This is a genomic window from Pseudooceanicola lipolyticus (assembly GCF_002786325.1).
Classification (GTDB): domain Bacteria; phylum Pseudomonadota; class Alphaproteobacteria; order Rhodobacterales; family Rhodobacteraceae; genus Pseudooceanicola_C; species Pseudooceanicola_C lipolyticus.
Genome location: NZ_PGTB01000036.1, coordinates 1 through 13065, shown reverse-complemented (window position 1 = coordinate 13065; position 13065 = coordinate 1). Strand labels below are relative to the sequence as shown.

General features: G+C 65.6%; 14 protein-coding genes. 8 read left to right on the top strand and 6 right to left on the bottom strand.

Features of this window, described 5'->3' with window-relative positions; all coding sequences use genetic code 11:
- Positions 1–62: 62 nt before the first annotated feature.
- On the bottom strand, positions 63–533 hold the full coding sequence (locus CVM52_RS11145; RefSeq protein ID WP_100162573.1) for a RidA family protein: 471 nt from the start codon (positions 531–533) through the stop codon (positions 63–65).
- Between the two features lie 61 nt (positions 534–594).
- Entirely contained in the window at positions 595–2280 is a 1686-nt protein-coding gene (locus CVM52_RS11140) for an acyl-CoA dehydrogenase family protein (protein ID WP_100162572.1), read from the bottom strand.
- 145 nt (positions 2281–2425) lie between these two features.
- Here CVM52_RS11140 and CVM52_RS11135 point away from each other — a divergent pair, with 145 nt between their 5' ends.
- On the top strand, positions 2426–3193 hold the full coding sequence (locus tag CVM52_RS11135; protein ID WP_100162571.1) for a sulfite exporter TauE/SafE family protein: 768 nt from the start codon (positions 2426–2428) through the stop codon (positions 3191–3193).
- Positions 3194–3232: 39 nt separating this feature from the next.
- Here the strand turns inward: CVM52_RS11135 and CVM52_RS11130 are convergent, their stop codons facing one another.
- Positions 3233–3808, bottom strand: coding sequence for a DUF3859 domain-containing protein (locus tag CVM52_RS11130; RefSeq protein ID WP_100162570.1), 576 nt, complete (start codon positions 3806–3808; stop codon positions 3233–3235).
- A gap of 87 nt (positions 3809–3895) precedes the next feature.
- The gene (locus CVM52_RS11125; protein WP_100162569.1) at positions 3896–5494 is read right to left on the bottom strand and encodes a phosphoenolpyruvate carboxykinase; all 1599 of its coding nucleotides are present in this window, start codon (positions 5492–5494) and stop codon (positions 3896–3898) included.
- Between the two features lie 330 nt (positions 5495–5824).
- Between CVM52_RS11125 and CVM52_RS11120 the strand changes: the two genes are divergently transcribed.
- The 7 genes from CVM52_RS11120 to CVM52_RS11090 are packed head-to-tail and all read left to right on the top strand — an operon-like array spanning position 5825 to position 11228.
- On the top strand, positions 5825–6526 hold the full coding sequence (locus CVM52_RS11120) for a response regulator transcription factor (protein ID WP_100162568.1): 702 nt from the start codon (positions 5825–5827) through the stop codon (positions 6524–6526).
- Between the two features lie 9 nt (positions 6527–6535).
- On the top strand, positions 6536–8257 hold the full coding sequence (locus CVM52_RS11115) for a sensor histidine kinase (RefSeq protein ID WP_205964936.1): 1722 nt from the start codon (positions 6536–6538) through the stop codon (positions 8255–8257).
- 31 nt (positions 8258–8288) lie between these two features.
- Complete coding sequence (locus tag CVM52_RS11110; RefSeq protein WP_100162567.1) at positions 8289–8717, top strand: HPr kinase/phosphorylase; 429 nt, start codon at positions 8289–8291, stop codon at positions 8715–8717.
- An 8-nt stretch (positions 8718–8725) separates the two neighbouring features.
- Positions 8726–9616, top strand: a complete 891-nt coding sequence (gene rapZ, locus CVM52_RS11105; RefSeq protein WP_100162566.1) for an RNase adapter RapZ — start codon at positions 8726–8728, stop codon at positions 9614–9616.
- On the top strand, positions 9613–10005 hold the full coding sequence (locus CVM52_RS11100; protein ID WP_100162565.1) for a PTS sugar transporter subunit IIA: 393 nt from the start codon (positions 9613–9615) through the stop codon (positions 10003–10005). Before rapZ ends, CVM52_RS11100 begins: the two co-directional genes overlap by 4 nt.
- Positions 10006–10019: 14 nt before the next feature.
- The gene (locus tag CVM52_RS11095; protein WP_100162564.1) at positions 10020–10289 is read left to right on the top strand and encodes an HPr family phosphocarrier protein; all 270 of its coding nucleotides are present in this window, start codon (positions 10020–10022) and stop codon (positions 10287–10289) included.
- 42 nt (positions 10290–10331) lie between these two features.
- A complete protein-coding gene (locus CVM52_RS11090; protein ID WP_100162563.1) occupies positions 10332–11228 on the top strand; it encodes a lysophospholipid acyltransferase family protein in 897 nt (298 codons plus the stop codon).
- Between the two features lie 113 nt (positions 11229–11341).
- Here CVM52_RS11090 and CVM52_RS11085 read toward each other — a convergent pair whose 3' ends face one another.
- On the bottom strand, positions 11342–12148 hold the full coding sequence (locus CVM52_RS11085) for a metallophosphoesterase family protein (protein WP_100162562.1): 807 nt from the start codon (positions 12146–12148) through the stop codon (positions 11342–11344).
- 1 nt (position 12149) lies between these two features.
- Positions 12150–12920 (bottom strand): ATP-binding cassette domain-containing protein, encoded by a 771-nt coding sequence (locus tag CVM52_RS11080; protein ID WP_100162561.1) that lies wholly within the window; start codon positions 12918–12920, stop codon positions 12150–12152.
- Positions 12921–13065 lie beyond the last annotated feature (145 nt).

The window sequence follows — 13065 nt, the reverse complement described above, 5'->3', positions numbered from 1 at the left end:
GGCGCGGCCCGGATCCGTCTTTTCGACACATCCTAAAAATCCGGTTCTGCCCGTTTTCCCGGTCAGGCGGGCAATTCGGCGACGGCGCGGATTTCCATCAGCCCGCCGGGCACCGCCAGTTCGGCCACGCCAATGGCGGTCCAGGCCGGGTAGGGCGGTGACAGATAGCGGTCCTTCACCCGGGTGAAGGCGGCCATATGGGTGCGCATGTCGACATGGTAGGTGGTGATCTCGACAAGATCGGACAGGTCGGCCCCGGCTTCGGTCAGGATCGCGCGCAGCGCCTCGAAGGCGGTGGCGAATTGCGCTTCGGGGTCGCGGACCGCCTGCAGCGCGGCGATTTCGGCGGTGCCGGTTTCCGTGGTGCGGCGTGCGCCTTCCAGCCCGGCGCCAAGATCGGGCGGTGCGCCATCGGGGCTGGTGCCGATGATGCCCGAGCAGAAGATCAGGCCGCGGCTGATCACGGCGGGGGCGAAGTGCCAGCTGTCATAGACGCCCTGCAAGGCGGGCGGGATGATGCGGGTGGCGGTCATGAATTTCCCTTCCTGTCGGCCCGGGCCAGGATGCACCAGCCCGGAACCAAGCGAAAGGGCCTCAGCCCAGCAGGCGGCGGGCGATCACCTGGGCCTGGATTTCGGCGGCGCCTTCGAAGATGTTCAGGATCCGCGCGTCGCAGAGGATGCGGCTGATCTTGTATTCCAGCGCAAAGCCGTTGCCGCCATGGATCTGCAGCCCGTTATCGGCCGCCGCCCAGGCGACGCGGGCGCCCAGCAGCTTGGCCATGCCGGCCTCAAGGTCGCAGCGGTGGCCGTGGTCTTTCTCCCAGGCCGAGAAATAGGTCAGCTGACGGGCGATCATGATCTCGACCGCCATCATCGCCAGCTTGGAGGACACGCGCGGGAAGGCGATCAGCGGCTTGCCGAACTGCTTGCGGTCCTGGGCATATTGCAGCGCGGTGTCCAGCGCCGATTGCGCCACGCCGATGGCGCGGGCAGCGGTCTGGATGCGGGCGGATTCGAAGGTTTCCATCAGCTGCTTGAAACCCTTGCCCTCTTCTCCGCCCAGCAGGTTCTCGGCCTTGACCTTGAAATTGTCGAAGCCCAACTCGTATTCCTTCATGCCGCGATAGCCCAGCACCTCGATCTCGCCGCCGGTCATGCCCTCGGTCGGGAAGGGGTCGGCATCGGTGCCTGGAGTCTTTTCCGCCAGGAACATGCTGAGACCCTTGTAATTGTCGGTGGCCGGGTCGGTGCGGGCCAGCAGGGTCATCACATGGGTGCGGGCGGCATGGGTGATCCAGGTCTTGTTGCCGGTGACCCGGTAGTCGCCGTTTTCGTCCTTGACCGCGCGGGTGCGCAGCGATCCGAGATCCGAGCCGGTATTGGGCTCGGTGAACACCGCGGTGGGCAGGATCTCGCCACTGGCGATGCGCGGCAGCCAATGTTCCTTCTGGGCATCGGTGCCGCCGGCCAGGATCAGTTCGGCGGCGATCTCGGAGCGGGTGCCCAGCGAGCCGACGCCGATATAGCCGCGCGACAATTCCTCGGACACCACCACCATCGAGGCCTTGGACAGGCCGAAGCCGCCCAGGTTTTCCGGGATGGTCAGGCCGAACACGCCCATCTCGGCCAGTTCGGAAATGATCTCCATCGGGATCAGCTCGTCCTTGAGGTGCCAGTCATGCGCGAAGGGCTCGACCTTTTCGACGGCGAAGCGGCGGAACTGGTCGCGGATCATCTCCAGTTCCTCGTCGAGGCCCGAGGCGCCGACGGTGGCATTGGCGGCCTGCTCCTGCATCAGTTCAACGAGGCGGCTGCGCGCCGCCTGGCTGTTGCCGCGCGCCATCAGCGTCTGGATCTCGGTGCCCTGGAACGGTGCCAGCGCCTCCCAGCCCAGCCCCAGATCCTGCATCCGCACGATCTCGCCCTGGCTCATCGGGATGCCGCCGGCGATCTGGTGCAGGTATTCGCCAAAGGCGATCTGCTGGATCAGCTGCTCGGTCTCGCCGAACCGGCCTTCGGAGTCGAGCTTTTCCGCCCATTTCTGCATCTGCCGCAGGCTTTCGGCATAGGTTCCGAGCCAGGACAGCGCATGGGCCGCGCCCTGGTTGGCCTCGATCAAGGCCGACGAAATCTTGCCGTCGGCACTGACCATCTCGCGCAGGCGTTCGCGGGCAGAGGCGAACACGGTTTCAACCGGCGCAATCGCCGCGCGGGTCAGGCTCAGCAGATCGGGCAGGATGATGTCGGTCACCGGCTGGTCCTGGCCATCATGGGGCATGAATCAACTCCTCGTCTGGTGTCGCCCGGTCCTAATCATTTCGCAGGTGCAGCGCAACAAAAATACATGGGATGGGGCGCTGAAGATCAAAAGTTGCGCAGTGTTTTTCGCGTGCGGCCGGCGGGCGGGATGATATGAAGGCGGGATGTCGATGCTGTTTTCACTGATTTCGCCGCTGGACTTCGTGCTGGTCTGCCTGGTGGCCGCGGTGGCCGGGGTGATCAAGGGCATGGTGGGATTCGCCATGCCGATGATCATGATTTCCGGCCTGGGCATGATCCTGTCGCCGGAACTGGCGCTGGCGGGGCTGATCCTGCCGACGGTTCTGGCCAACGGGGTGCAGGCGCTGCGCCAGGGCTGGCGCGCGGCGCTGGAGTCGATCCGGCGGTTCCGGGTGTTCCTGCTGGTGGGGTTCGTGTTTCTGATCTCCAGTGCCCAGCTGGTGCGGGTGCTGCCGGCCTCGACCCTGTTGCTGATGCTGGGCATTCCGGTGACCGGCTTTGCGCTGATCCAGCTGCTGGGCCTGCGGCTGAAACTGGCCGCCCCCAGCGCGCGGGTCGAGGGCGGGGTGGGCGCCGTGGCCGGGTTTATCGGCGGGCTGTCGGGGGTTTGGGGGCCGCCGACGGTGATGTACCTGACCGCGCTGGACACCCCCAAGGCCGAGCAGATCCGGGTGCAGGGGGTGATCTACGGGCTGGGCTCGATCGCGCTGTTGGCGGCGCATCTGGGCTCCGGGGTGCTGAACCGCGAGACCCTGCCGTTTTCACTGGTGCTGATCGTGCCGGCGATGCTGGGCGTGCAGATCGGCGCGCGGCTCTCCGACCGCATCGACCAGGCAACGTTCCGGCGGGCGACGCTGGCGGTGCTGCTGGTGGCCGGGCTGAACCTGGTGCGGCGGGCGCTGGTGGTGTGAGGGGGGCAAAAGTCTTCAGAAGACTTTTGCCAAGAGTTTCTAGGAAACTCTTGCGCGTGCCGCACCGTTCCGCGAGATGAATTCCTTGCCGCATTCGGCGCCGATCTCGGGCGCCATGTCGGGCGGCACCACCTCGAAGCGCACCTCGTACAGCGGCTTGCCATTGTGCCAGGCGCGGAAGGTCCAGGGGCCGGTCACCATCTCTTCGCGCAGGTCGAAGCTGTAGGCGTTGATCGAGGCGCCTTCGCCGCCCAGCTGGGTGACATAGCTTTGCCGGGTGGTGCCCGAGCCGGCAAAGGGCGGGTGCGTCACCTCGATCAGCACCGGGCTGTAGACCGCGTCGCCGGCGGTCTGGGTGCGGATGCCGAAGGAGATACCGGGAGTTGCCGGGATGCGGTTGGTCTGCCAGCGGATCTCGGGCGCGCCGGGCAGCAGGTCGATCTTTTCGGCGGCGGTGTCGGGTGCGGGCACTTCGCCCACCGATTGCTGCTGGCAGAAGGCGCCATAGGTGATGCTGATCACCTCGGCATCGTAAACCGCGGCGTCATTGCGCGCCTGTGCCGCAAGCGGCAGCAGCAGGGTCAGGGTCAGGGACAGGAGGGCAGGGCGCAGCATGGCGACAAGTGGCGCCTGTGGCGTCCGGTTGTCAAGGGCGGCGGCCCCTCCCCCGGGCGGGGGAGGGGCGGTGTTGCGCAGAGCGCGTCAGCCGATCGCGGCGGCTTTCACGTCGTCGTCGATATAGGGCACGTATTGTTCGAAATTGTCGGCGAACATCTGCACCAGCTTGGCGGCCTGCTTGTCATAGCCGGCCGTGTCGCCCCAGGTGCGACGCGGATCCAGCAGCACCTGCGGCACGCCGGGCACGTCGACCGGCACGTCAAAGCCGAAATTCGGATCCTTGCGGAACTGGACCTCGGCCAGCGTGCCGTCCAGCGCCGCGGTCAGCAGCGCGCGGGTGGCCTTGATCGGCATCCGGTTGCCGGTGCCATAGGCGCCGCCGGTCCAGCCGGTGTTGACCAGCCAGCAGGTGGCGCCGTGCTGGGCGATCTTCTCGCGCAGCAGGTTGCCGTAGACTTCCGGGCGGCGCGGCATGAAGGGGGCGCCGAAGCAGGTCGAGAAGGTCGGCTCGGGCTCGGTCACGCCGCGCTCGGTGCCGGCCACCTTCGAGGTGAAGCCGGACAGGAAGTGGTACATCGCCTGCGCCGGGGTCAGCCGCGCGATCGGCGGCAGCACGCCAAAGGCGTCGCAGGTCAGCATGATGATGTTCTTCGGGTGACCGCCCAGCGCGGTGCTGGAGGCGTTGGAGATATATTCCAGCGGGTAGGCACAGCGCATGTTGGCGGTCAGGCTGTCATCTTCGAAGTCGAGCTCGAAGGTTTCCGGATCGAAGACCATGTTCTCGATCACGGTGCCGAACTTGCTGGTGGTGGCATAGATCTCGGGCTCGGCCTCGGGGCTGAGCGAGATGGTCTTGGCATAGCAGCCGCCTTCGAAGTTGAAGGTGCCGCGGTCGGACCAGCCATGTTCGTCATCGCCGATCAGCACCCGGTCGGGATCGGCCGACAGGGTGGTCTTGCCGGTGCCGGAGAGACCGAAGAACACCGCGGTGTCCACCGGGTTGCCCTTGGCGTGATTGGCCGAGCAGTGCATCGGCATGATGCCCTTGCCGGGCAGCAGGTAGTTCAGCAGGGTGAAGACCGATTTCTTGTTCTCGCCGGCATATTCGGTGCCGCCGATCAGGATCATCTTGCGGTCGAAGTTCAGCGCGATCACGGTGTCCGAGCGGCAGTTGTGGCGTTCCGGGTCGGCTTTGAAGCTGGGGCAGTTGATGACGGTGAAATCGGCGGTGAACTCGTCGAGATCGGCACGTTCGGGACGGCGCAGCATGTGGCGGATGAACAGACCGTGCCAGGCCAGTTCGGTGATCATCCGCACGTCGATCGAATTGGCCGGGTCGGCGCCGCCCACCAGATCCTGCACGAAATAGTCGCGGCCCTTCATGTGTTCGATCATGTCGGCATAGAGCGCGTCGAAGCCTTCGGGCGTCATCGGGGCATTGTTGTCCCACCAGATGCTGTCGGCGACGCTGTCGGTCTTGACGACATGCTTGTCCTTGGGCGAACGGCCGGTGAACTTGCCGGTCGAGACCAGGAAGGCGCCGCCATTGCCCAGGGTGCCTTCGCCGCGTTTCAGCGCCGCTTCCACCAGCGCCGGCTCGGTCAGGTTGTAGTAGACGTTCCCAAGCCCTTCGATCCCTTGATCTTCAAGGCGGAAATTCGGGTTTACCCGTCCAGTTGTCATGTGTCTTCTCCCAATGCCGGCGCCTGCCGCTGCACTTGTACCTACGCCGAACAGAGCGGCGAGGAGCGTCTTATCACGGTGCTTTGACGCTTGAACAGGTCGCATTGGCGTAGTTAGCGCCACCAGACCGATGTTTAGCGCAACCATGGGTGGCAGGCCCGCGGGACGGGTGACGAATGTGCGACAATTCAATCAATCCTAACGCTTTTTTGCCGCAATGCGATGGCAAGATCGTGACGATTCGCACTTAAGGATTGATTCGGATGAGCAAAGCAGCGATGTATAGCGGAAAATTATAAATAAACGAGCAGCACGAAGGACATATATAAAATGTCGAAAATCGCATTGGTGGACGACGACAGGAATATCCTGACGTCGGTGGCGATGACTCTCGAAGCCGAAGGGTTCGAGGTCGAGACGTATAATGACGGGCAGGCCGCACTGGACGCCTTCAACAAGAAATTGCCGGACATGGCGGTCCTGGACATCAAGATGCCACGCATGGACGGCATGGACCTGTTGCAGCGGCTGCGCCAGAAAACCCAGATGCCGGTCATCTTCCTGACCTCCAAGGATGACGAGATCGACGAGGTTCTCGGGCTGCGCATGGGCGCGGATGACTATGTAAAGAAACCATTTTCCCAACGTCTTCTGGTGGAACGCATCCGCGCGCTGCTGCGTCGGCAGGACGCGATGGAGGGCGATGCCGTGGGCGCCGGCCCCGAGGCCAAGGTGATGGAGCGCGGCCATCTGCGGATGGACCCGCTGCGCCACGCGGTGACCTGGAAGGGCAAGGACGTGTCGCTGACGGTCACCGAATTCCTGCTGCTGCAGGCGCTGGCCCAACGCCCCGGCTTTGTCAAAAGCCGCGACCAGCTGATGGACGTGGCCTATGACGACCAGGTCTATGTCGACGACCGTACCATCGACAGTCACATCAAGCGCCTGCGCAAGAAGATGCGCAGCGCCGATGACGATTTTTCAGCGATCGAGACCCTGTACGGGATCGGCTATAGATATAACGAAGAATAGACCGCTCGGATGAGCATCGTCGACAGAAGCCTTGTGAAAGAGACCGCGTCCTCCCCCGCGCCGCGCAGCGGCGATGTCGTTCTTGGCGACGACTGGGTCGTGCCCGACAGCACGGTGGCCGAAGAGCTCAAGGTCAGGCGGGCGCGGCGCAACTTCTTCTCGTTGAAGGGGTCGCCGCTTACCCGCAAGATCATCATGTTCAACCTGATCGCGCTGATCATTCTCGCGGCGGGTATCCTGTATCTGAACGGCACGCGCGACAGCCTGGTGCTGCAACGCGCCCGCGCCCTGGTGGGCGAGGCGGGGCTGATCACCAACGTGTTCCAGGCCGGGCTGGATGGCGGTGCCGAAACGCTGCAGGCCGGTGACGCCCGGCAGACGCTGGACCTGTTGAACCTGCGCAAGGGGGTCGAGGTTTTTGTCTTTGACCCCGACGGGCGGCTGCTGGGCCGGATGACCGGAAGCGCGCAAAGCGAGGCCTTTACCGGGACCCAGCAGAGCGATGACCGCCGCACGGTGATCACCGACGGGCTCAGCCGGGTGTGGAGCGGCACATCGGCGCTGTTGTCGCCCGGTGCCGCCAGCGGCATCGCCACGCTGGAGGATCAGCTGCGCGCGGAGGTGGCCGGCACCATCGCCAGCGGCATGATCCGCGAGACCGGGCTGGAAACCGTCAGCGGCACGGTGCTGGCGGCCACGGCACCGATTTTGCGCAACGGCACCGCGCTGGGCGTGGTGGCGGTGGCCAGCCCCTCGGGCGAGATCGATGCGTTGGTACGCGGCGAACGCGAGCGGGTGCTGGAGATGTTCGTCATCGCCATCCTGGTCTCGATCGGCCTCAGCCTGGTGCTGGCCTCGACCATCGCCAACCCGCTGGCCGACCTGGCCGAGGCGGCCGAGCTGGGCCGCGACCGCAATGCGCGCCGGATGAATCCGGGCCGCATCCGCATTCCCGACCTGTCGGCACGCCCGGACGAGATCGGCCGGCTCAGCCGGGCGCTGCGCGGCATGGTCTCGGCGCTGTACAACCGCATCGACGGCAACGAACAATTCGCCGCCGACGTGGCGCATGAAATCAAGAACCCGCTGGCCAGCCTGCAATCGGCGGTGGGCACCCTGCGGCTGGTCACCCGCGAGGATCAACGGGAAAAGCTGCTGGACGTGATCGAACACGATGTGCGGCGGCTGGACCGGCTGGTCAGCGACATATCCAACGCCTCGCGGCTGGATGCCGAACTGGTCAAGGAGGACGAAGAACCCTTTGACCTGCTGGCGATGCTGGGCAACCTGAACCGCTATCTGGGTGAAGACGCCCGCGGCAAAGGGGTGGATTACATCACCGACCTGCCGAAAGGCCCGATCCAGGTGCACGGGCTGGAGGCGCGGCTGGCGCAGGTCTTCGTCAACCTGATCACCAACGCGATCTCGTTCTGCGAAGAGGGCGACGCGATCCGCGTCTGGGTGCGCAAACGCGAGAACCGGGTGCTGGTGGTGGTCGAGGATACCGGCCCCGGCATTCCCGACGAGGCGCTGCACAAGGTGTTCAAGCGCTTCTACTCGCAACGCCCGGAAGAGCATTTCGGCAACAATTCCGGCCTGGGCCTGGCGATTTCGAAACAGATCGTCGAAGCCCACGGCGGCGTGATCTGGGCCGAGAACATCCGCCCGACCGAGGCCGACATCACCTCGGACCCGCTGGGCGCGCGTTTTGTCGTCGGCCTGCCGGTCTAGGCCGGGGGCCGGGGCGCGGGGCTGATCCGTCATGCCGCCGGAGACCATCCTGCACGCCACCTGCATCGCCTGGCAGGGCCGGGGTGTGCTGATCCGCGGGCCGTCGGGCAGCGGCAAGTCGGCGCTGGCGCTGGGGCTGATGGCGCATGGCGCGGTCCTGGTGGCTGATGACCGGGTCAAACTGAGCCTGCAAAACGGACAGGTGATCGCCGCGGCGCCACCGGCGCTGCGCGGCCTGATCGAGGCGCGCGGACTGGGCCTGTTGAACGCCGATCCCGCCGACCCGGTGCCGCTGTCGCTGGTGGTCGAGATGGGCCAGGGCCGCCCGGCGCGGCTGCCGGAACCGGATCACACCACGTTGTTGGGGGTGGCATTGCCCTTGCTTCACGGCTGGGACACCCCACATCTCACCCCTGCGTTGCTGCAATATTTGAAGGCGGGACGCCGCGAGGATATCTGAAGGCGAGGATGCGGACCGAGACGGCAAAAACCAATCTGGTGCTGGTCACCGGCCCTTCGGGCGCCGGGCGGTCGACTGCGATCAACGTGCTGGAAGACCTCGGGTTCGAGACCATCGACAACCTGCCGTTGCGGCTGATCCCGCGGCTGCTGGAAGGTCCGGCGGAACGGCCGCTGGCGCTGGGCTTCGACGTGCGCAACCGCGACTTTTCCACCAACGGCTTCCTCGCCCTGATTGAGGAACTGGGCACGCGGCCCGATGCCGGCCTCAGCGTGTTGTACCTGGATTGCCGGGCCGAGGTGCTGCTGCGCCGGTTTTCCGAAACCCGCCGCCGCCATCCGCTGGCCCCGGCCGAAAGCCCCGAGGCCGGAGTTGCGCGCGAGCTGAACCTGCTGGCGGCCATCCGTGACCGCGCCGACACGCTGATCGACACCTCGGACCTGAACGTGCACGAGCTGCGCGCCGAGATCGAGCGCGGCTTTGCCGCCGACCGTCTGGACCGGCTGGCGGTGTCGGTGCAGTCGTTTTCCTACAAACGTGGCCTGCCGCCATCGATCGACATGGTGTTCGATTGCCGGTTCCTGGCCAACCCCTATTGGCAGCCCCATCTGCGCGGGCTTGACGGGCGTGATCCGGCGGTGGCCGATTACGTCGCCGGCGATCCGCGCTTTGCCGGGTTTTTCGACCGGGTGCTGGATCTGACCCGCCTGCTGCTGCCCGCCTATGCGGAAGAGGGCAAGGCGCACCTGTCCATCGCCTTCGGGTGTACCGGCGGGCAACACCGTTCGGTTGCTGTATCTGAAAGGCTGGCCAAGGCCCTTGCAGAGGATGGTCAGCAGGTGTCAATTAGGCACCGCGAGCTTCTGGGCCGCGCCATCGCCGATGAGAGTAGAGTGTGATTGGAATTGTGATCGTGGCACATGGAGGCTTGGCCAGAGAGTATCTGGCCGCGATCGAACACGTCGTGGGCGTCCAACCGGGGATGCAAGCCGTGTCCATCGAGGCCGACCATGATCGGGACGCCAAGCAGCAGGAGATCTGCGCTGCCGCCGACGCGGTGGACAAGGGCGACGGCGTGGTGGTGGTGACCGACCTGTTCGGCGGCTCGCCGTCCAACCTGAGCCTGCTGGCCTGCCGGCCCGACAACCGGCGCATCCTGTATGGCGCCAACCTTCCGATGCTGATCAAACTGGCGAAAAGCCGCCAGTTGCCGGTGGCCGATGCGGTGCGCAGCGCGATGGACGCCGGCAAGAAATATATCGACACGCAGAATATCAGCGCGGGATGACAAACGGCCCTGGAATGACTCGCAGAGCACTGAAAATCGTGAACGAAAAGGGCCTGCACGCGCGGGCCTCGGCCAAGCTGGTCGAGGTGGTCGAAGGATTCGACGCCCATGCCGAGATCTGCCGCGACGGTATGTCGGCCTCGGGCGACAGCATTATGGGCCTTTTGATGTTGGCAGCATCGAAAGGAACGACTATTGAGGTCGAAACGGCCGGGCCCGATGCCGACGCCCTGGCCGATGCAATCGAGGCGCTGGTGGCCGACAGGTTCGGCGAGGGCTTTTGAGCCACGGGCGCAAGTGGCGTTGAACCGGGACGGGGGTGCCCTGTGGCCGACAGTTATCACGAAACCTCCGTCGCCGCGGGCGGCCTCGCGGGCCAGGGGCAGCCGACGGTCAAGTTCAAGAAATACGACCGCAGTACCATATCTTACGCGACCACCTTCGAGGATCCGTGGAAGGCGCGGACCATCCGGTTTATCGAGTTGTTGACCGGCAAGCTGACCATCCTGCGCCTGCTGACCGAGTTCGAGAAGAAAGGCGTGCCGCAGGGGCAGCCGTTCTGGCGCGCCTGTCTCGACGTCATGGGCATCGACCTGACCACCCCGCAGCATCAGCTGAACCGGATCCCCAAAGAAGGGCCGGTGATCGTGGTGGCGAACCATCCCCATGGCATGGTCGACGGCATGATCTTTGCCGACCTGATCGGCCGGGTGCGTCCCGATTACCGCATCCTGACCCGGTCGCTGCTGACCGCGATCGACGATGTTGCCGGCAGCTACATGATCCCGGTGCCGTTCCCGCATGACCAGGACGCGCAGCGCAAGGGCGTGGAGATGCGCGCCAAGGCGATGGAGCATCTGAAGAATGGCGGTGTCGTGGCGCTGTTCCCCTCGGGTGTGGTGGCGTCGTCGCAGACCTGGTGGGGCCCGGCGGTCGAGGCGGAATGGAACGTGTTCACCGCCAAGATGATCCGCCGTTCGGGGGCGACGGTGGTGCCGATGAAATTCCCCGGCAGCAATTCGCGCGCCTACATGATTGCCAACAAGGTGTCGCCGATCCTGCGCCAGGGGCTGCTGCTGCACGAGATCGTGCATTCGCTGAACAAGCCGCAGGGCCCGATTGTCGGCCATCCGATCGCGCGGGAAACGGTGGACAGCTTTGCCGACGACCCGCGTGGTTTCATGGCCTGGCTGCGGCAGCACACCCTGGACCTGACCGATTAGGGCAGGGGCCCGCCACAACCGGGTGCAGAGTAAACAGGTTTAACGCCAAAACAGCGACGGCAGCCCCGGAAATGCTCCGGGGGCTGGTCTGATATCGCTATTTGGAGATTGCCCTAGCTGAACGCCCTGAGCCGCGCCTGGTCGATCACCGTGATCTCTTGCGCCGCCGGGGAGAGCGGCACGAAGGACACGCTCAATCCCGTTGGCCGCCAGGTGCAGATGGCAAAGCCGGTGCCCTCGACAATGCGCAGATCCTTGCGTTCGAGCAGGTCGACCGTCGAGTGCTGGCCATTTGACACCACGATGGGGATGCCGTGCCAGTGGTTGACCTGGTTGATATGGATATGCCCGCTGAGGATGCCGATCACCGGCTGGCCCGCGAGAATACCGGACAGCCGTTCCGAGCTCTCCGCATCCAGGCTGCCCCAGGGCAGGCCGTCCGGGTCGGTGCGCGGCGGGTGATGCGCCACCAGCAGCTTGGGCAGGTCCGGATGCCGGGCCAGCGCCTCGGTCAGAAAGGTGAACTGGTCGTCCTCCAGCCCGCCGCCGACGCGGCCGGGCACGGCGGTGTCGAGGGTGATCACATGCAGGCCGCCCAGCGCCACGTCATGGTCGTAGGGTTGCTCGCCCGGCGTGCCGCTGAACACCTGGTGAAAGGCGGGGCGCCGGTCGTGATTGCCCAGCGCCAGCACGGCGGGCACCGTCAGCTTGGCCAGGATCTGCTGGACCAACTGATAGCTGCGCAGATCGCCGTGGTTGGTCAGGTCTCCGCTGGCCACGACGAAATCAGGGGCAGGCTGCATGGCGTTGATGATCTCGACCACCCGGCGCAGCGTGCCGGGGGTGTCCGAATGCAGCCCCGGATCGCTCAGCTCGGGATGCGAGAGATGCAGATCGGTGAGGTGGATAAAGCGGGTCATGTCAGGCTCCTGCGGCGGTCAGCAGTGACCGGGTATAGGGATGGTCGGGGGCGTTCAGCACGCGCGGCGCGGGGCCGGATTCCAATACGCGGCCCTGTTGCATCACCAGCACGTCGTCACAGATGCTGGCCACCACCGCCATGTCATGGCTGATGAACAACAGCCCGAGCCCCAATTCGTCCTGCAGATCCAGCAGCAGGTTCAGGATCTGCGCCTGCACCGACACGTCCAGTGCCGACACCGCCTCGTCCGCGACCAGCAGGGCGGGGCGGGTGACGATGGCGCGGGCGATGGCGATGCGCTGGCGCTGGCCGCCGGAAAACTCATGCGGGTATTTCGCCGCGTCGGTGGTCTGCAGCCCGACCTGTTGCAGCACTTCGTCGATCCGGCGGCCCGGCGGTTCACCCAGCGCGCGCAGTGGTTCGGCAATCGACCAGCCGATGGTGCGGCGCGGGTCAAGCGAGCCATAGGGGTCCTGGAACACCATCTGGAACTGCCGCCGCAGCCGGCGCAGTGCCGCCGGTGCCTGGCGGTTCAGGTCCTGACCCTGGAACAGGATGCGGCCCGCATCCGGCGCCTCGAAGGCCATCACCATGCGCGCCAGCGTGGATTTCCCCGAGCCGGATTCGCCGACAATGCCCAGCGTGCGGCCGCGCTCGAGGGTAAAGCTGACGCGGTCGACCGCCGTCAGCCTGGGCGGCGCGCCCAGCAAGGTGGTGCGCGGCAGGCGATAGTGGCGGCTGACGGTTTCGGCCTGGAGCAGCAGGGTCATCGCGCCGCCTCGTTCTGGAGCAGGGCGTGACAGATCGCGTCGCGTCCGGTTCCGGGTTCTGACGACGGCGGGCGTGTCTCGGCGCAAGGCGGCAACTCGACCGGGCAGCGCCCGGCGAAACGGCAGCCGGCGGGCAGCGCCGCCA